At 67.8% G+C, this 18,504-nt stretch carries 13 protein-coding genes; 9 read left to right on the top strand and 4 right to left on the bottom strand.

Features of this window, described 5'->3' with window-relative positions:
- Window positions 1–57: 57 nt before the first annotated feature.
- Window positions 58–981 carry a M15 family metallopeptidase gene (locus BLS52_RS01125; RefSeq protein WP_245702643.1) on the bottom strand — a complete coding sequence of 308 codons (924 nt, stop codon included), beginning with the start codon at window positions 979–981 and terminating at the stop codon, window positions 58–60.
- 23 nt (window positions 982–1,004) lie between these two features.
- Window positions 1,005–1,946, bottom strand: coding sequence for a type I pantothenate kinase (gene coaA / locus BLS52_RS01120; protein WP_026545941.1), 942 nt, complete (start codon window positions 1,944–1,946; stop codon window positions 1,005–1,007).
- Between the two features lie 161 nt (window positions 1,947–2,107).
- On the opposite strand from coaA, the gene glmS reads away from it, so the two are divergent.
- The 8 genes from glmS to mgrA all read left to right on the top strand — a co-directional run bounded on the left by glmS (window position 2,108) and on the right by mgrA (window position 15,010).
- Window positions 2,108–4,030, top strand: a complete 1,923-nt coding sequence (glmS, locus tag BLS52_RS01115) for a glutamine--fructose-6-phosphate transaminase (isomerizing) (RefSeq protein ID WP_090584203.1) — start codon at window positions 2,108–2,110, stop codon at window positions 4,028–4,030.
- 9 nt (window positions 4,031–4,039) lie between these two features.
- Window positions 4,040–4,411: a holo-ACP synthase gene (locus BLS52_RS01110; protein ID WP_090584202.1), complete on the top strand. Its 372-nt coding sequence runs from the start codon at window positions 4,040–4,042 to the stop codon at window positions 4,409–4,411.
- Between the two features lie 10 nt (window positions 4,412–4,421).
- Entirely contained in the window at window positions 4,422–5,972 is a 1,551-nt protein-coding gene (locus tag BLS52_RS01105; RefSeq protein WP_090584201.1) for an NAD(P)H-hydrate epimerase, read from the top strand.
- Window positions 5,973–6,067: 95 nt separating this feature from the next.
- Window positions 6,068–8,254 (top strand): glycogen debranching protein GlgX, encoded by a 2,187-nt coding sequence (gene glgX, locus BLS52_RS01100; protein WP_090584200.1) that lies wholly within the window; start codon window positions 6,068–6,070, stop codon window positions 8,252–8,254.
- A 44-nt stretch (window positions 8,255–8,298) separates the two neighbouring features.
- A complete protein-coding gene (treY, locus tag BLS52_RS01095) occupies window positions 8,299–10,611 on the top strand; it encodes a malto-oligosyltrehalose synthase (protein WP_090584199.1) in 2,313 nt (770 codons plus the stop codon).
- Window positions 10,611–12,347, top strand: coding sequence for a malto-oligosyltrehalose trehalohydrolase (treZ, locus tag BLS52_RS01090; protein ID WP_090584198.1), 1,737 nt, complete (start codon window positions 10,611–10,613; stop codon window positions 12,345–12,347). The genes treY and treZ overlap by 1 nt, the downstream gene beginning before the upstream one ends.
- A 17-nt stretch (window positions 12,348–12,364) precedes the next feature.
- Window positions 12,365–13,954, top strand: coding sequence for an FAD-dependent monooxygenase (locus BLS52_RS01085; protein ID WP_090584197.1), 1,590 nt, complete (start codon window positions 12,365–12,367; stop codon window positions 13,952–13,954).
- Window positions 13,955–13,963: 9 nt separating this feature from the next.
- Window positions 13,964–15,010 (top strand): L-glyceraldehyde 3-phosphate reductase, encoded by a 1,047-nt coding sequence (mgrA, locus tag BLS52_RS01080; RefSeq protein ID WP_090584196.1) that lies wholly within the window; start codon window positions 13,964–13,966, stop codon window positions 15,008–15,010.
- A 103-nt stretch (window positions 15,011–15,113) separates the two neighbouring features.
- On the opposite strand, the gene BLS52_RS01075 is transcribed toward mgrA, so the two are convergent.
- The gene (locus BLS52_RS01075; RefSeq protein WP_090584488.1) at window positions 15,114–16,460 is read right to left on the bottom strand and encodes a family 4 glycosyl hydrolase; all 1,347 of its coding nucleotides are present in this window, start codon (window positions 16,458–16,460) and stop codon (window positions 15,114–15,116) included.
- A 54-nt stretch (window positions 16,461–16,514) separates the two neighbouring features.
- Here BLS52_RS01075 and BLS52_RS01070 point away from each other — a divergent pair, with 54 nt between their 5' ends.
- Complete coding sequence (locus BLS52_RS01070; protein ID WP_090584487.1) at window positions 16,515–17,600, top strand: PfkB family carbohydrate kinase; 1,086 nt, start codon at window positions 16,515–16,517, stop codon at window positions 17,598–17,600.
- A gap of 56 nt (window positions 17,601–17,656) precedes the next feature.
- Here BLS52_RS01070 and BLS52_RS01065 read toward each other — a convergent pair whose 3' ends face one another.
- Window positions 17,657–18,454 carry an SDR family oxidoreductase gene (locus BLS52_RS01065; protein WP_026545951.1) on the bottom strand — a complete coding sequence of 266 codons (798 nt, stop codon included), beginning with the start codon at window positions 18,452–18,454 and terminating at the stop codon, window positions 17,657–17,659.
- Window positions 18,455–18,504 lie beyond the last annotated feature (50 nt).

The following is an 18,504-nucleotide window of genomic DNA, read 5'->3' as shown; positions in this document are numbered from 1 at the left end:
GCCATAGGTGCCCGAAAGTTCCGGGGGGTTCAGTACCCGGGGGCCGTTCCGGGGGGGTCAGTACCCGGGAGCCGCCGGGAGCCCGAAGTGCTCCTCCAGGGTTACGGTTCCCTCAGCCCGCATGGCTTCGGCGACGTCGAGGCCCACATAACGGTAGTGCCAGGACTCTCCGGAGAACCCGGTGATGCCTTCCGCACCGTCCGGGTACCGCAGGATGAACCCGAAGCGATGCGCGTTGGCTGCCATCCACTGACCCGCTGCCGTGTCCGCGAAGCAGGGGGACAAGGTGCAGGCGCCGTCGTCCTGGCCGACGTCGAAGGCCAGTCCCGTCTGGTGTTCGGAGAAGCCTGCCCGGGCCGAGATACGGTCGGCGGCGGCCGTGTCTCCGCCGTTCTGGGCCACCCAGTGCTCGTAGGTGGAGACCTGGTCCTGGTAGGAGCGGTATCCGCTGACCAGGGTGAGGCCGACGCCGTCGTCCGCTGCTGCGGCGAAAAGGTCCTGAACCGCGGCTGCGGTGTCACCGCGGAGCAGCGCGTTGGGCTCCTGTACGGCAAGCGGCACCGCGGGCAGCACCAGTCCGGAGGGGAAGTAGTCGATGGGGTCGAGCGGGCGCTTCTTGTTGACGACCACGGTCACGGAGGCCGGATCGCTCAGCTCGGCGGAGCCGGGCCGGGCAGCAGTGGCAGGAGTCGCCGGTGAACTGGTCGCGGCCGCACTCGGCTCCGGCCGTGGGGGCGGGGGAGCCGTGGTCGTTGCGGTGGTGGGAGCGGTGCCCGGAGATCGCTGAGCGGGGGCGGGAATGGTGCCGGGCGGAAGTGTTGCGGGTGGTTCGACCGGTCCGGTGGCGCCGGGGGTGGGCGAGACGGCAGTCGCGGACGGCGCGGGGATGGCCGCCGACGGAGTGCCCTCGACCGTGGGCGGCGGAGTGCCGCAGGCGGAGAGCGCAGCGAGGAGTGCCGCCGTCGTTATCCAGAAGGACAAGGGGCGGCGCGGCCGGGGGCTCGTCAGGTCTTTCGTAGCAGCATTCTTCGGATTGAGTGGTCGGCTTCCTTGGTGAGCACCAGGGTTGCGCGGCCCCGGGTGGGGAGGACGTTGGCCATCAGGTTCGGCTCGTTGATGCGGCGCCAGATGCCGAGTGCGGTCTCGCGGGCCTCCTCGTCGGTGAGGAAGGCGTACCGGTGGAAGTAGGATTCCGGATTCGCGAAGGCGCCGCTGCGCAGCGACTGGAAACGCTGGACGTACCACTCCTCAATATAGGAGGTCTTGGCGTCCACGTAGATGGAAAAGTCGAAGAAATCGCTCAGGGCGAGTCCGGACCGTCCGTCCGCCCTCATCCGGGCGGGAGCCAGGACGTTCAGCCCCTCGACGATCAGCACATCCGGGCGGCGGACCACAATCTCACGGCCCGGCACAATGTTGTAGGTCAGGTGGGAGTACCAGGGCGCGCGGACCTCTTCGGCGCCGCTCTTGACCTCGCTGACAAAGCGCAGCAGCCGGCGCCGGTCATAGGACTCGGGGAAGCCCTTCCGCTGCATCAGGCCCCGCCGCTCCAGTTCCTCATTGGGGTAAAGGAAGCCGTCCGTCGTCACCAGTTCCACATTCGGGGTGCCGGGCCAGCGCCGCAGGAGCTCGCGCAGCACACGGGCCGTGGTGGACTTGCCGACCGCCACGGAACCGGCAACCCCGATCACAAAGGGCGTCCGGGTGGTGCGCTCACCGAGGAAGGTGTTGGTCGCCGCATGCAGCTGGTGGGATGCGGAGACGTACAGCGAAAGCAGCCGCGAGAGGGGCAGGTACACCTCGCGCACCTCATCGAGGTTGAGGGCGTCGCCCAAGCCGCGCAGCCGCTGGACATCCTCGACATTCAGCGGTGACTCGATCTCATTGGACAGCCGCGCCCACGTGGAACGGTCCAGTTCCACGAAGGGGGTGACACCGGCGTCCACCGTAGCTGTGGGCCCGGTACCGGGAGATCGCTCACTCACTCTTGGAATTCTGCCCTCTGGCTAGCGCATTAACAAACGGGTCGGCGGCCCTGCCCGTGACCCGCACCACCCGCGCAGCGCCGGGACAAGGGTTGGAGCGCGCGGCAGGTACGCTTAAGCCCATGTGTGGAATCGTAGGATACGTAGGCCGTAATAGCGGCGCATCGCTCAGCAGCGCAGTACTCGACGACGTCGATTCAAACGGCAGCCACGGCGCCCTTGACGTTGTCATGGAAGGCCTCCGCCGCCTTGAGTACCGCGGTTATGACTCCGCGGGCGTCGCAGTCCTGACCGAGGCGGGCATCCAGTCCCGCAAGAAGTCCGGCAAGCTCACCAACCTCATCGCCGAGCTGGAGGCCGAGCCGCTTCCCGAGTCCCTCACCGGAATCGGCCACACCCGCTGGGCCACCCACGGCGGACCCACCGACCAGAACGCGCACCCCCACCTGGCCGACGACGGCCGGCTCGCCCTGATCCACAATGGCATCATCGAGAACTTCGCCGAGCTGAAGGCCGAACTCCTCGAATCCGGCGCCACCTTCCTCTCCGATACCGACACCGAGGTTGCCGCAGTGCTGCTGGGCAGCATCTACCGCCGCGTGGCCGATGCCGGCACCGAGGACGCCTTGACCAGGGCCATGCAGGAAGCCTGCCAGCGCCTGGAGGGCGCGTTCACGCTGCTGGCCATCCACCAGGATTCCCCCGACGTGGTGGTGGCTGCCCGCCGTAACTCTCCGCTGGTGGTCGGCCTCGGCGACGGCGAGAACTTCCTGGGCTCCGATGTTTCCGGCTTTATTGACTTCACCCGCCGCGCGGTCGAGCTCGGCCAGGACCAGGTTGTCACCATCACCCCCGAAGAGGTGGCGATCACCGATTTCTTCGGCGCCCCGGCCGAGGGCAAGGAATTCCACGTCGACTGGGACGCCGCTGCCGCGGAAAAGGGTGGTTACGACTCCTTCATGGAAAAGGAGATCAACGACCAGCCTGACGCCGTTGGCCAGACCCTGCTGGGCCGCACCGACGCCAAGGGAAACCTCGTGCTGGACGAGCTGCGCATCGACGAGTCCATCCTGCGCTCGGTGGACAAGATCGTTGTGCTGGCCTGTGGAACCTCCGCCTACGCCGGCTCCGTTGCCAAGTACGCCATCGAGCACTGGTGCCGCATCCCCACCGAGGTGGAGCTTTCCCACGAGTTCCGGTACCGGGACCCGATCGTCAATGAGAAGACCCTCGTGGTGGCCATCTCCCAGTCCGGCGAGACCATGGACACCCTCATGGCCGTCCGGTACGCCCGGGAGCAGGGCGCCAAGGTGATTGCTATCTGTAACACCAACGGTTCAACCATCCCGCGCGAGTCCGACGCCGTGCTCTACACGCACGCAGGCCCGGAAATCGCTGTTGCCTCCACCAAGGCGTTCCTGGCACAGATCACCGCCGCCTACCTGCTGGGTCTCTACCTTGCCCAGCTGCGCGGCAACAAGTTCCGCGACGAGATCAACGCCGTCATGAGCGATCTCGGCGAGATGCCCGCCAAGATCCAGCAGGTTCTCGACAACTCGGACGCCGTCAAGAAGCTCGGCCGGGACATGGCCAACGCCAAGTCGGTGCTGTTCCTGGGCCGCCACGTGGGTTTCCCTGTGGCCATGGAGGGTGCGCTCAAGCTCAAGGAGCTCGCCTACATCCACGCCGAGGGGTTCGCCGCCGGCGAGCTCAAGCACGGCCCGATTGCGCTGATCGAAGAGGGCCAGCCCGTCGTCGTCGTCCTGCCGTCCCCGCGTGGCCGCGACTCCCTGCACGCGAAGGTGGTCTCCAATATCCAGGAGATCCGCGCCCGCGGCGCCGTCACCATTGTGATCGCCGAGGAGGGAGATGAGTCCGTGGCCGCATTCTCCGAGCACGTCATCCACGTGCCGCAGACCACCACGCTGCTGGCGCCGCTGCTCACCACCGTCCCACTGCAGATCTTCGCCCTGGAGCTGGCCACCGCCAAGGGTTACGACGTCGACCAGCCCCGTAACCTCGCCAAATCCGTCACGGTTGAATAGGCCCTCCCGATGATCATCGGCATCGGAGTGGACGTGGTGGATGTACCCCGGTTTGAGCGGCAATTGCAGCGCACGCCCGGGCTGCGCGACCGGCTGTTCGTGGCGGCGGAGCGTGAACTGAATACCCGCTCGCTCGCGGCGCGGTTCGCGGCGAAGGAAGCAGTCGCGAAGGCCCTCGGCGCGCCCGCGGGTATGAACTGGCAGGACTGCTGGGTCGGCCTCAACGTCAACGGCAGCCCGTTCGTCCAGGTGTCCGGGACGGTGCTGGCGGCTGCAGACGCACGCGGCGTGCACCGCTGGCACCTGTCGCTGAGCCACGACGGGGACGTTGCAACGGCCATGGTCGTGGCCGAGGGGGAAGATCCCGGCGTCACCCGGTAAGATCCTAAGGGTGCTTAGTGCTTATACCGGGAGTTCGGTCCGGGCGGCGGAATCCCCGCTGCTTGAGGCCGGCCTCGGTGATGAGCTGATGCAGCGGGCAGCGCACGGCCTCGCACAGGCCGCGGCCGGTGAGCTCTCGGCGACCGGCGGCACCTACGGACGCTCCGTCGTCGTACTGGCCGGCAGCGGTAACAACGGTGGAGACGCGCTCTACGCCGGCGCACGCCTGCAGCAACGCGGAACAGGCACGACGGCGGTGCTCACCTCCGAGCGGGTCCACGCCCCCGCGCTGGCTGCGTTCTGCGCTGCAGGCGGCCGGGTTGTCGCGCTCAGCGACTCCACCCTGGACAGCGCCGCGGCACGGGTATCCGCCGCGGACCTGATCCTCGACGGAATCCTCGGTACCGGCGGCGTCGGGGGTCTGCGGGGACTCGCCGCTGCCCTGATTGAACGCGTCAATGCGCGCGGTACCGTGGGAACCGTAGTGGCGTGTGACGTGCCGAGCGGCGTCAACGCCGACACCGGCGAGGCGACGGGCCACCTTTTGTCCGCGGACCTCACCATCACCTTCGGCGCACTGAAGTCGGGGCTGCTGATCGGCGCCGGAGCCCGCGCTGCTGGACGCGTGGCCACCATCGACATCGGCCTGGGCGAAACCCTCCCCGAACCGGACCTGTACTCACTCGAGCCCGCAGACTTCCGGCACCTCTACGCACAGCCCCAACCCGCCGACCACAAGTACAGCCGGGGCGTCCTGGGAATCGCCGCCGGGTCCGCAATGTACCCGGGTGCCGCTGTCCTGGCCACGGGCGCGGCGCTGGCCACCGGCGTCGGAATGATCCGCTTCCTCGGCCCCGAACGGGTGACCGCGCTCATCAACACCGTCCACCCGGAGGTGGTGTGCTCACAGGGCTCGGTCTCCGATTCGCATGTGCAGGCATGGCTGGTGGGTCCGGGTGCCACGGAGGATCCCGGCCAGCGTCAGCGCGCACGCGAGGCGATTTCCTCCGGCCTGCCCACCATCGTGGACGCCGGAGCCCTGCCGCTGCTGCCGGACACCGTCGGCGCGCACGTCATCCTCACGCCGCACGCCGGTGAGCTGGCGGCGCTGTTCGAACGGCGCGGCGATGCGGTGGACCGGACCGCCATCGAGGCTGACCCCGCCGGGTTCGCCCGCCGGGCCGCCCAGGCCACCGGCGCCACCGTACTCTTGAAGGGGTACACCACCGTGGTGGCCGCATCGACGGGGGAGACCTTCGTCCAGGCCAACGCCACACCGTGGCTGGCAACCGCCGGATCCGGAGACACGCTCGCCGGGATCCTGGGCGCTCTGGTCGCCACCCATGCCGCCAACGCCACCAACAACGACGCCGGCTCCCTCCCCGGGGTGCCGCCCCCAGCCCGCTGGGCTGTGCTGGCCGCGGCCGGAGCGCTGCTGCACGGCCTGGCCGGTCGGAGGGCCGCGAAGCGCGGCCCCATCGTGGTCAGCGGCCTGCCCCGGCACATCGGCCGGGTCATTCACGATCTGCTGCAGGACCCACCGTCCACGCAGCCCCAGTAACTTTCGTTCACCAGAATGTCAGATCCCTGCGCTATGAAAAGATGCAGGACAAGCGCCCGAGCAGATCGGAGCGCACAATCAAGCAAGGAGCACACATGGAGCTATGGCCAGGAGATGCCTACCCGCTGGGGGCAACCTATGACGGCACCGGCACCAATTTCGCACTCTTCAGCGAGGTTGCAGAGAAAGTGGAGCTGTGCCTGATTGAGGATGACGGCACTGAAACCCGCATCGCCCTGAAGGAGGTCGATGGCTACGTCTGGCACGGCTACCTACCCCACGTGGTGCCCGGCCAGAAATACGGTTATCGGGTGCACGGCCCCAACAACCCGGCCGAGGGGCACCGCTGCAACCCGAACAAGCTGCTCCTGGATCCCTACGCCAAAGCCATCCACGGCGAGTACGACTGGGACCAGGCACTGTTCGGCTACAACTTCGGCGAGCCTGACTCAGTCAACGATGAGGACTCCGCCGACCACACCATGCTCGGTGTGGTCATCAACCCGTTCTTCGACTGGGACGGCGACCGCCGCCCGAAGGTCCCCTACCACCAGTCGGTCATCTACGAGGCCCATGTGAAGGGTCTCACCCAGCTTCACCCGGATGTGCCTGAGGAACAGCGCGGCACCTATGCCGGCGTGGCCCATCCCTCCGTCATCGCGCACCTGCAGAAACTCGGTGTCACGGCCATCGAACTGATGCCGGTGCACCAGTTCGTCAATGACAGCACCCTGCAGGAAAAAGGACTGTCCAACTACTGGGGTTACAACACCATCGGCTTCTTCGCCCCGCACAACGCCTACGGCTCCGCCGGAGACGAGGGCGAGCAGGTCCAGGAATTCAAGGCCATGGTGCGGGAACTGCACCTCGCCGGCATCGAGGTGATTCTCGACGTCGTCTACAACCACACCGCCGAGGGCAACCACATGGGCCCCACCCTGTCGATGCGCGGAATCGACAACGCCGCCTACTACCGTCTCGTGGAGGACGACAAGCAGTACTACATGGACACGACGGGCACCGGAAACTCACTCAATGTGGGCAACCCACACGCCCTCCAGTTGCTTATGGACTCACTGCGCTACTGGGTGACCGAGATGCACGTCGACGGCTTCCGCTTTGACCTCGCGTCGGCCCTCGCCCGCGAGTTCTACGAGGTGGACCGGCTCTCGGCGTTCTTCGAACTGGTCCAGCAGGATCCGATCGTCTCCCAGGTCAAGCTCATCGCCGAACCCTGGGACGTCGGCCCCGGCGGCTACCAGGTGGGTAACTTCCCGCCCCAGTGGACCGAGTGGAACGGCAAGTACCGGGACACCGTGCGTGACTTCTGGCGCGGCGAGCCCTCCAGCATCGGGGAGTTCGCCTCCCGGCTGACCGGTTCCGCGGACCTCTACGAGCATTCAGCCCGCCGCCCGGTCGCCTCCATCAACTTCGTCACCGCCCACGACGGATTCACCCTGCGGGACCTCGTGTCCTACAACGAGAAGCACAACGAGGCCAACGGCGAGGACAACAACGACGGCGAAACCCACAACCGCTCCTGGAACTGCGGTGTCGAGGGCCCCACGGATGATCCCGAGGTACAGTCCCTCCGCGCCCGCCAGCAGCGCAACTTCATCGCCACCCTCCTGCTGTCACAGGGCGTGCCGATGATCTCGCACGGAGACGAGCTGGGCCGTACGCAGGACGGCAACAACAACACCTACTGCCAGGACTCCGAGCTGTCCTGGGTCCACTGGGACAAGCTGGACCAGCCGCTGCTCGAATTCACGGCGGCTGTGAACCGGCTCCGGTCCGAGCACCCCACGTTCCGGCGCCGTCGATTCTTCGACGGACGCCCGGTGCGCCGGGGCGAGGGCGAGGCGCTGCCGGACATCGTCTGGCTGGACACGGCCGGCGAACTGATGGCACCCGAGGACTGGAACGCCGGATTCGGCCGTTCCATCGGCGTCTTCCTCAACGGCCAGGGAATCCGCGGCCGCGACCAGCGCGGCCAGCGCATCACCGACCTCAACTTCCTTCTGTACTTCAACGCCAATGACGAGCCGGTGACCTTCACTGTTCCGTCGGCGGAGTACGGGCCCATGTGGGATGAAGTGATTGACACGGCCGGCGTCTACGCCGACTCCGCGCCCATCGCTGCAGGAAACAAGGTCACCGTGGAAGCCAAGTCCATGGTGGTACTGCGGGCACACGCCGAGGTGGAAGAACCGGACCACTCCGTGGCCGCCTCCCTGGCCATCCTCGCCAACGAGCACACAGCGCGGGCCGGCTCGGCCTGATCCTTTTCCAGCCACCCAGTCCGCCCCACATCAGGAGAAAAAACGTGCACACACCCCGCTCGACCTACCGGCTGCAGATCCGATCCAGCTTCGACCTGTCTGCCGCGGCAGAAACTGTGCCGTACCTGGTGGACCTCGGGGTGGACTGGGTGTACCTCTCACCCGTCCTCACCGCGGAAAAGGGGTCCGACCACGGGTATGACGTCACCGACCCCACCTCGGTGGACCCGGAACGCGGAGGCGCCGACGCATTCGACGCACTGTGCCGGACGGCTCACGAGGCGGGGCTCGGTGTCCTCGTGGACATCGTGCCCAACCACGTGGGCGTTGCCACCCCGGCGCAGAACGCGTGGTGGTGGGATCTGCTCGCCAAAGGCAGGGACTCCCGCTATGCCGAAGCGTTCGACGTGGACTGGGACGCCGGCGGCGGCCGGATCCGGATCCCCGTGCTCGGTGACGGGGACGGCGAGGAGGAACAGCTCAAGGTTGTTGACGGAGAGCTGCACTATTACGAGAACCGGTTCCCGATTGCAGAGGACACCGCGAAACCTGGCGACACCGGCGCGCAGGTGCACGCACGTCAGCACTACGAGCTCGTGAACTGGCGGCGTGCGGACAGCGAACTGAACTACCGGCGCTTCTTCGGCGTCAACACCCTCGCCGGTGTCCGGGTCGAGGTGCCGTGGGTCTTCGACGAGGCTCACTCAGAGGTGCGCCGCTGGTTCGCCGAATCCCTGGTGGACGGCGTCCGCATCGACCATCCGGACGGGCTGGCGGATCCGGCCGGCTATCTGGAGCGGCTTCGGGAGCTTTCGGGCGGTGCCTACACCCTGGTGGAGAAGATCCTGGAGCCCGGGGAGTCGCTGCCCGCGCGCTGGGCCTGCGAAGGCACCACCGGTTATGACGGTCTCGCGGTCGTGGACCGGTTGTTCGTCGATCCGGCCGGCCAGGCGCCGCTGGATGCCGCGGTGCCGGTTGAACCGTTTGTGCACATGATCCACGGGACCAAACGCGGGATCACCGACGGGATCCTGCATTCAGAGGTTCTCCGCCTTGCCCGTCTGGTCCCGGCGTCAGCCAACCTGGAACCGGAGCGCAGTGCCGACGCCATCGCGGAATTGCTCACCTGTTTCCCGGTCTACCGCAGCTACCTGCCGGACGGCGCCGGCCACCTGGCGGAAGCCGTGCTCAACGCGAAGGTGCGGCGGCCGGACCTGTCCGCGGAGATCGACGTGCTGCATCCGCTCCTCAACCCGTACCTGTCCGGGCCCGAAGGTGAACTGACCGAGCTTGCCATGCGGTTCCAGCAGACCTCCGGCATGGTAATGGCCAAGGGCGTCGAGGACACGGCGTTCTACCGGTTCAACCGGCTGACCTCGCTGAACGAGGTGGGCGCGGATCCGTCGATCTTCGCGCTGGACACCTATGATGTCCACCGGGCACTGCTTGAACGCCAGGAATCGGCGCCGTTCACCATGAACGCGCTCAGCACCCATGACACCAAGCGCGGCGAGGACACGCGGGCGCGGATCTCCGTGCTCTCGGAAATCCCGGAGGAATGGGTGGAAACCCTCGGGCAGCTCAATGCACTGGCGCCCATCGGGGATCCCGCGTTCGCGTCCCTGATGTGGCAGGCGCTGGTGGGGGCCTGGCCGCTCAGCCGGGAGCGCGCACACGCCTACGTCGAGAAGGCATCCCGCGAAGCCGATGCGAGCACCCACTGGACCGCACCGGACACCGCATTTGAAGAAAAAATGCATGACGCCGTGGACGCCGCTTTTGACCGTTCTGAAGTAAACAGCCTCATCACCGCGCTGGTGGAGAAGACGGCCGTTCCCGGGTGGTCCAACTCCCTGGGCGCAAAGCTGGTGCAGCTCACCATGCCGGGTGTGCCGGATGTCTATCAGGGCTCCGAGTTCTGGGAGACCTCCCTGGTGGATCCGGACAACCGCCGTCCCGTGGACTTCGCGGCGCGGAAACAGGGGCTGGTTGACCTTGCCTTCGGTGCGCTGCCCAGGATTGACGACGGCGGGCTGGCCAAGCTCCTGGTCACCTCACGGGCGCTGCGGCTGCGGCGGGACCGGCCGGAGCTGTTCTCCGGTTACCGTTCAGTGGTTTCCGCGGGAGCGGCGGCGGACCACGTCTTCGCCTTCGACCGGGGCGGCGCCGTCGCCGCGGTCACCCGTCTGCCGCTGGGACTGGAGCGGGCCGGCGGCTGGCGGGACACCGCCGTCGTACTCCCGGAAGGAAGCTACAGCTGCGCAATTACCGGCACCGGCTTTGAGGGTGGACCGGTGCCTGCGGTGCGTCTGTTCGAGACCTACCCTGTGGCACTTCTCGTGAAGGAGGAAGCGTAATGAGTTCGAGGTTTGATGTGTGGGCGCCCAAGGCGCAGTCCCTGACGCTCGTGGCCGGTGGTGAGCAATACCCCATGACGTCCCGGAGCGGCGGCTGGTGGGAGGCACCGGGTGCGCCGGCTGACGGTGACGTGGACTACGGGTATCTGATCAACGGTGCCGCTGACCCGGTGCCGGATCCGCGTTCCCGCCGGCAGCCGGAGGGCGTGCATTCACTCTCCCGCACGTTCGACGCCGGAGCCTACTCCTGGGGGGACAGCGGCTGGGCCTCACCCGGCCTGGACGGAAACGTCATCTATGAGATGCACATCGGAACGTTCACGCCGGAGGGCACGCTGGACGCCGCGATCGGCAAGCTCGATTATCTGGCCGGGCTCGGGGTGCAGTACGTTGAGCTGCTCCCGGTCAATGCCTTCAACGGCACCCACAACTGGGGCTACGACGGCGTGCTCTGGTATGCCGTCCAGGAGACCTACGGCGGGCCCAAGGCCTACCAGCGGTTCGTGGACGCAGCCCACCAGCGCGGGCTCGGCATCATCCAGGACGTTGTCTACAACCACCTCGGTCCCAGCGGAAACTACATCACGCAGTTTGCGCCCTACCTGACCGAGGGCAAGGCCAACACGTGGGGTGATTCCCTGAACCTGGACGGGCCGCAGTCTGACGAGGTGCGCCGCTATGTGATCGACAACCTCCTCATGTGGTTCCGCGACTTCCATGTAGACGGGCTGCGGCTCGATGCCGTGCACGCACTGCATGACGAACGCGCCATCCACATCCTCGAGGAATTCGCCGTCGAGACCGACCGGTGCGCTGCGGAACTGGGCAAGCCCCTGTTCCTGGTCGCTGAATCTGACCTGAACAACCCACGGCTCATCGCACCGCGCAGCGCCGGCGGCTACGGGCTGGCGGGGCAGTGGAGCGATGACTTCCACCACGCCGCGCACGTCAACGTCACCGGTGAGACGGTGGGCTATTACGAGGACTTCGACTCGATCGGCGCCCTCGCCAAGGTGTACACGGACGGCTTCTTCCACAACGGCACCTGGTCCTCCTTCCGCGAGCGTTCGCACGGGCGGCCCATCGACCCGGCGAAGCACACCCTGCACCAGCTCGTGGTCTGTACCCAGAACCATGACCAGATCGGCAACCGGGCGGCGGGGGACCGGATCAGCGCAACGCTTCCTCCGGTGCAGCTGGCCCAGGCCGCCGTCCTCAACATTGCCGGTCCGTTCACACCGATGCTGTTCATGGGCGAGGAGTACGGTGCGGCAACACCCTGGCCGTTCTTCACTTCCCACCCCGAACCGGAACTCGGCAAGGCAACCGCCGAGGGGCGCCTGCGGGAATTCGAGAAGATGGGCTGGGACCCGGAGACGGTGCCCAATCCCCAGGATCCGGAGACCTTCGCTTCGGCGAAGCTCGACTGGAGCGAGCAGGAACGGCCCGACCAGGCGCGGCTGCTGAACCTGTACCGGGACCTGATCGCGCTGCGCCGGGAGAACAAGGACCTGCACAACCCGGACTTCACCGCGGTGAGCGTTGACTTTGACGAGGACCAGCAGTGGCTGGTGCTGCACCGGGGAGGCACCGTCGTCGTCGTGAATTTCGCAGAGGCTGAGCGGGAGGTTCCGGTGGCGGCAAGGAAGGTCCTGCTCAGCACCGCCCCCGGTGAATCCATCGGTGACGGGACGGTCACCCTTCCGGCTCACGGAGCGGCGATCCTGAAGGTCTAGCGGAAGGTCAAGCCACCATGCGGGAGCTCAGCACGGATGTGCTCGTAGTCGGAGCCGGTCCCACCGGGCTGATGCTCGCCGCCTGGCTGGCGAAGCTCGGCGTTGCTGCTGTGGTGGTTGATGGCAAGGCGGGGCCCACCCGGGAATCGCGTGCGCTCGGTGTCCATTCGCGGAGCATGGAGATCTATGACCAATTGGGCGTGGTGGACCGGGTTCTTGCGGAGGGATACCCTGCGGTCACCATCCGCCCCGGCTACGAGCGCCGGTCCTTCGGCGCCGTTCCTATCGGCAGGTTCGGGACCGGGTTGACGCCCTACCCCGGCCTTCACGTGCTGGAGCAGAGCAGGAACGAGCGCATCCTGCTGGACCGGCTGGAGGAGCTCGGCGGGACGGTCGAGTGGGACCACGCGCTGGTCGGGCTGAGCACGGGCGGGCTTCCCTGCGATGCCGGGCTGCCCGACGGGGATGGCCATCGGATCCGCGCGGAGTGCAGCGGGCCCGGCGGCCCGCTGACGATCAGTGCGCGGTTCTGCGTGGGTGCGGACGGTGGATCCTCCGCGGTACGGAAGCTTTCCGGCATTTCGTTCGAAGGCCTCACCAACGGGCACACGTTCTATGTGGCGGACGTCCTGGGTGTCTCCGGCGTCGCCGGGGACAGCGTTAACCTGAGGTTCGGTGCCGAGGAGTTCCTGCTCGGGTTTCCCATGGGACCCGGAGGCCGCCACCGGCTGCTCGGGGTCCTGCGGACCGCACCCGGTGAGGAAGTCCCGGAGTCACTCGCGCGGCAACGCCTGGCTACCGTTTTCGGCGTCACCTTCGCGGAGACCCTCTGGTTCTCGACCTACCGGATCCACCACCGCGTAGCGGCCCGCTTCCGGCAGGGCGGCGTCTTCCTCGCCGGCGACGCGGGGCACGTGCACTCGCCCGTCGGCGCTCAGGGAATGAACACCGGCCTGCAGGACGCCCACAACCTGGCGTTCAAGCTGGCCGACGTACTCCAGGGCCGCGCCTCCGAACGGCTGCTCGACCGCTACGAGGCGGAGCGGCGTCCGGTGGCGCTCCGGCTGGTGAACAGCACTGACCGGGCCTTCGCCCTGGTGACCTCCGACCATCGCCTTGCCCGCGCCGTCCGGCGCACGGCACCCCGGCTGATTGCACCCGTAGCGATCCGGCTGCTTCCGCGGCTCCCGATTGCGCCGAGACTGTTCGGCTACCTCTCACAGATCCGCATCCACTACTGGATGGGCGAGTCACCGACTGACGACGGCGTCCGCTCACCTGCAGCGCGCTCCCGCCGCAGACGGCGCGGCCGGGTGGTGGGAAGACGGCTGCCATGGACGGGCCCCAATTTCGAGGCCCTGCGCACCGCCGTCTGGCAGGTCCACACCTACGGTGAGGTGGATGCGGAGGTGGTTGCCGCCGTCGGGCGCGCCCTGCAGGTTCCGGTGCATTCCTTCCCCGCTGCGGGCGGCAGGGGGCTGGCGGAGGGATTCTGCTACCTCGTGCGCCCTGACGGGTTTGTTGCGGGTGCGGCGCCGGTGCACACCGCCGTGTCGCACCTGCGTTCCCTCCTGCCGGATCGGTGGCCACAGCACTCAGCCACCTAGGATGAAGTCATGACTTTCCACCCCGCGGACAACCGCTATGACACCATGCCGTACCGACGAGTTGGCCGCAGCGGCCTCCACCTGCCGGCCGTCTCGCTGGGCCTGTGGCACAACTTCGGTGATGACAAGCCGTTCGACGTGCAGCGGGCCATCCTGCGCCGGGCTTTCGACCTGGGCGTGAACCACTTCGACCTGGCCAACAACTACGGGCCACCGTACGGTTCGGCGGAGACCAACTTCGGCCGCCACCTGAAGGACGACTTCCGCCCGTTCCGGGATGAACTCGTCATTTCCAGCAAGGCCGGCTATGACATGTGGCCCGGGCCCTACGGCAACTTCGGTTCACGCAAGTACCTGCTGGCCAGCCTCGACCAGTCGCTGAACCGCATGGGGCTGGACTATGTTGACATCTTCTACAGCCACCGCCCGGATCCGGAGACACCGCTCGAGGAGACCATGGGTGCACTTGACACCGCGGTGCGCTCGGGCCGGGCGCTCTACGCCGGAATTTCCTCGTATTCGCCGGAAAGGACGGCCGAGGCGGCCGCCATCCTCCGTGACCTTGGCACCCCGCTGCTGATCCACCAGCCCTCCTACTCCATGCTCAACCGGTGGGTGGAGAACGGTGAGCCGAACCTGCCGCAGGTGCTCGAGCAGGTTGGGGCCGGCTCCATCGCCTTCTCCCCGCTGGCGCAGGGCCTGCTGACCAGCAGGTACCTCGACGGCGTCCCGGAGGGCTCGCGCGCCGCGTCCAACAAGTCGCTCTCCGAGGACCACCTGTCCGAGGACAACCTCCGGCGCGTCCGTGGGCTGAACGGCATAGCGGAGTCCCGGGGTCAGACGCTCGCGCAGATGGCCATCGCCTGGATCCTCCGCCCGCAGGGCAAAGGGTCACCGATCACGTCCGCGCTGATCGGTGCATCAAGCGTGAAACAACTGGAGGACAGCGTCGGCGCCATCAGAAACCTGGACTTCAGCGAGAGTGAGCTCCACGCGATCGACGAGTTCGCCGTGGAATCCGACATCAACCTCTGGGCCAAGGCGCTCGAGGCGTAAACCCCGGGAATTTTTGCGCAGGTCGGGTGACTCCCGGCGCGGCGGAGTCACCCGAGCTGCGCAAAACTTCCGGGTCTGGAGCCCGCACACGCGGCGTCGCCCCTTACCGCCAGAGGCCCGGCAGCCCGGGGAACGCCTTCTCATACCCGCGGAGCAGCCGCTGCGCGGTGTGACCGGAATCGATCAGCGGATGCAGCGCGAACGCCCGGAGGGCGAGCGCGCGGTCGCCATGCACGACGGCGGCAATCACGTCCTGCTCCACCCCTGACACCAGCGACATCAGTCCGAGCTGGTGCGGTGTCGGGGCGCGGACGGCCAGCGCCTCGGCGCCCCGCCCGGTGACGCGTGCGGGGATCTCGACAACTGCGTCGGCTGGCAGTTGCAGGACGGCGCCGTCGTTACGCACGTTGAGGATCAGCTCGGCGGGCTCATCGCGGAGGAGGGCTCGCATCGCGGTGAGGGCAACCTGCTCGTACCCGCCGCCGGCGAGATCGGCCTCGTCGCGGGTTTCCTCGGCGGTGCGGGCTTCGGCGAGGTAACCCTCCTCGCGGGCGCGCCGGGCGGACTCCCACACGGTGAAGGGCTCCTCCGCCGCGAGCAGCGACGGGTACAGATCCGCCTGCTGCCGGACCAGGGACTCCCCGCGGGTTTCGGCTGCGGCTGCGACCGAGCGCCGCGCCTCGGCGTGGAAGTAGTAATAGAACAGGTACTCGTTCGGCAGCACCCCGAGCATCTGTAGGAAGGGGACACCGAAAACCCGCCCTTCCTCGAAGGAAGCCAGCCGGGCGGGGTCGGCGAGGAGTGCGGGCAGGAGGTCGCCGCCGTCGTACTTCAGCCCCCGTAACCAGCCCAGATGGTTCAGGCCTACGTAATCCACCCCGGTCAGCGTGCCGAACGGCAGCGGCGCGCCGGCGGCGAGGGAAGCCCGGCGGACCAGCCCCGAGGCGGAGTCGCAGATTCCGATGACCCGCCCGCCCAGCACCGGCTGGAGCGCCCGGGTGATGATTCCGGCGGGGTTGGTGAAGTTGATGACCCAGGCCTCCGGGCAGGTGGTGCGGATCGATTCCCCGATCGTCAGCATCTCCGGGATGGACCGCAGCGCGTAGGACAGTCCGCCGGCGCCCACTGTTTCCTGGCCCAGAACGCCCTCGGCGATCGCAGCCCGCTCATCGAGTACGCGTCCGGCCGCGCCGCCGGGACGGATGGCAACGAAGACGACGTCGGCCCCCGCCAACGCTTCTTCCAGCCGATCGTTGACGGTGAGCCGGGGCGGGCGGGCACCCTCCGGCAGGGGCAGGTCCGCCGCCACGCGGGCGATTGCTGCTGAACGGGAGTGATCGGCGTCGTACAGGCACACCTCGTCGACCAGACTGGCAAAGGCTCCCGAGCACAGTGCACGGTAGATCAGCGGAACGCGGAACCCTCCGCCCCCGATGACGGCCAGCTTGATGGTGTGCACGGTGATGTCCTCCCTGCCCCGCAACCGCGGGGTATCGTGCCCTACATGGCCACCCCGAACCGCTTTGACCCGCTTGCCTCCGCGCGAACCTCCGAGGACCCCGAGTTCGACCTCCTGCTCACCGGTTCGGTGTTCTTCGACATTATCTTCACCGGGCTGGATGCGCTGCCCACGCCGGGGACCGAGGTCTGGGCCGAGGGGATGGGCTCCTGCCCGGGCGGGGTGGCCAACCAGGCCATCGCCGCGAGCAGGCTGGGCCTGCGGACCACGCTGGCGGCTGCCTTCGGCGATGACGGCTACGGCGCCTTCAACCGCAGCATCCTGCAGGGGCAGGAACACGTGGACCTCTCACGCTCGCAGACCTTCGAGCAGTGGCACTCACCGGTCACGGTCTCCCTCTCCGTGGCGCGCGACCGGTCCATGGTCACCCACGGGCACCCCTCACCGCTGTCCGCATCGGAGCTGCTCGCGGACCTGCCGCGCTGCCGGGCGGCCATGGCGGAGGTCGGTCCCCAGGTTGAGCCGTGGGTTCCGGCGGCACACGCGCTCGGGATGCGGCTCTTCGGGGATGTCGGGTGGGACCCGAGCGGATCCTGGTCTCCGGACGCGCTGGATTCCCTCCGGTACTTCCACGCTTTCCTTCCCAATGAAACCGAGGCCATGGCCTACACCAGGACCAGCGACCCGTGGGCTGCGCTGTACGCGCTCGCGGACCGGGTGCCCGTCGCCGTGGTGACCGTCGGCCAGCAGGGTGCCATCGCCGTCGACTCCCTTACCGGTGAGGAGGAATGGGTGCCGGCGCTGCCGGTCAACGCCTATGACCCCACGGGAGCCGGTGACTGCTTCGGGGCCGCTTTCGTCACCGGAGACCTGGCCGGGTGGCCGCTGGCGGACCGGCTGGCGTTCGCCAATCTTTGCGCCTCCCTGTCGGTTCAGGAGGTCGGAGGGTCGCTCGCCGCCCCGGGCTGGGGCGACATTGCCGACTGGTGGCGCCGGGTGAGCGCCGAGCGCGACGGCGTCCGCAAACAGTGGCTGCGCCGCTACGCCTTCCTGGAGGACATCGTGTCCCACGTCCCGGCCGAGGCGGTCCGGCGGGCAAGCGCCACGATCGCAACGCAATCCGACGCCTGAGGCGCCCTCCGCGGGCTTCGGTCAGAACGTCGGCTCCGGTTAGGACGCCGTGCCGGTCAGACCGACCGCCAGTCGTCACTGGTGATGTGGGACCCCGCCTGGGGGCCCATCTGGAGCATGCCGCCGTCGACCACCCAGGATGCTCCGGTGACGTAGCTGGAGGCCGGTGAGGCGAGGAACGCGATCACCGCAGCAACTTCCCGTGCGTCACCCGGGCGTCCCAGCGGCACCCCCGGCCGGCGTATCTCATGGGGGTCCTCATCCTCCGCGCCGGTCATGGGAGTGGCGATCTCACCGGGCAGGACGGCGTTCGCCGTGATGCCCCGGTCGCCCAGCTCCAGCGCGATGGTGCGGATCAGGCCGCCGAGTCCGTGCTTGGACGCGTCATAGGCGGCGGCGCCGACCCGGGGCTGCTCCTGGTGGACGCTCGTCACGGCGATGATGCGGCCGCCGTTTCCTGCGCTGACCATCCGCTTCGCGGCCCGCTGGATACACACGAACGCGCCGTCCAGGTTCGCTGTCACGGTTCCGCGCCAGGTGTCCCAGTCGAGATCCAGGAAGAGGGTTCCGTCACCGGTTCCGGCATTGTTCACGAAGACATCGACGCCGCCGAGCGTGTCCGCCAGCTGGTCGATGACGTCGCCGCAACCCGGTATGTCGGTGGTATCAAGCTGGGCCACGGCCGCTTTCCGGCCTGCCGCCTCCACCTGACGGGCAGTCTCCTCCGCTCCTTCCCGGTCCGAATGCCAGGTAATGCCGACGTCGCAGCCCGCTTCTGCGAGCGCCACGGCAGTTGCGCGTCCAATGCCCGAGTCGGAGCCGGTGACTATTGCTGTTGTGGGAGAGAAAGTCATGATCCATCGTGTCGCCGCCGGAACGCTGAGCGCAAGGGCACCTGGCGCTC

The organism is Arthrobacter subterraneus (assembly GCF_900099735.1).
Lineage (GTDB): Bacteria > Actinomycetota > Actinomycetes > Actinomycetales > Micrococcaceae > Arthrobacter_D > Arthrobacter_D subterraneus.
The sequence above is the reverse complement of the archived record's forward strand: the minus strand, read 5'-3'. Positions and strand labels throughout refer to the sequence as shown.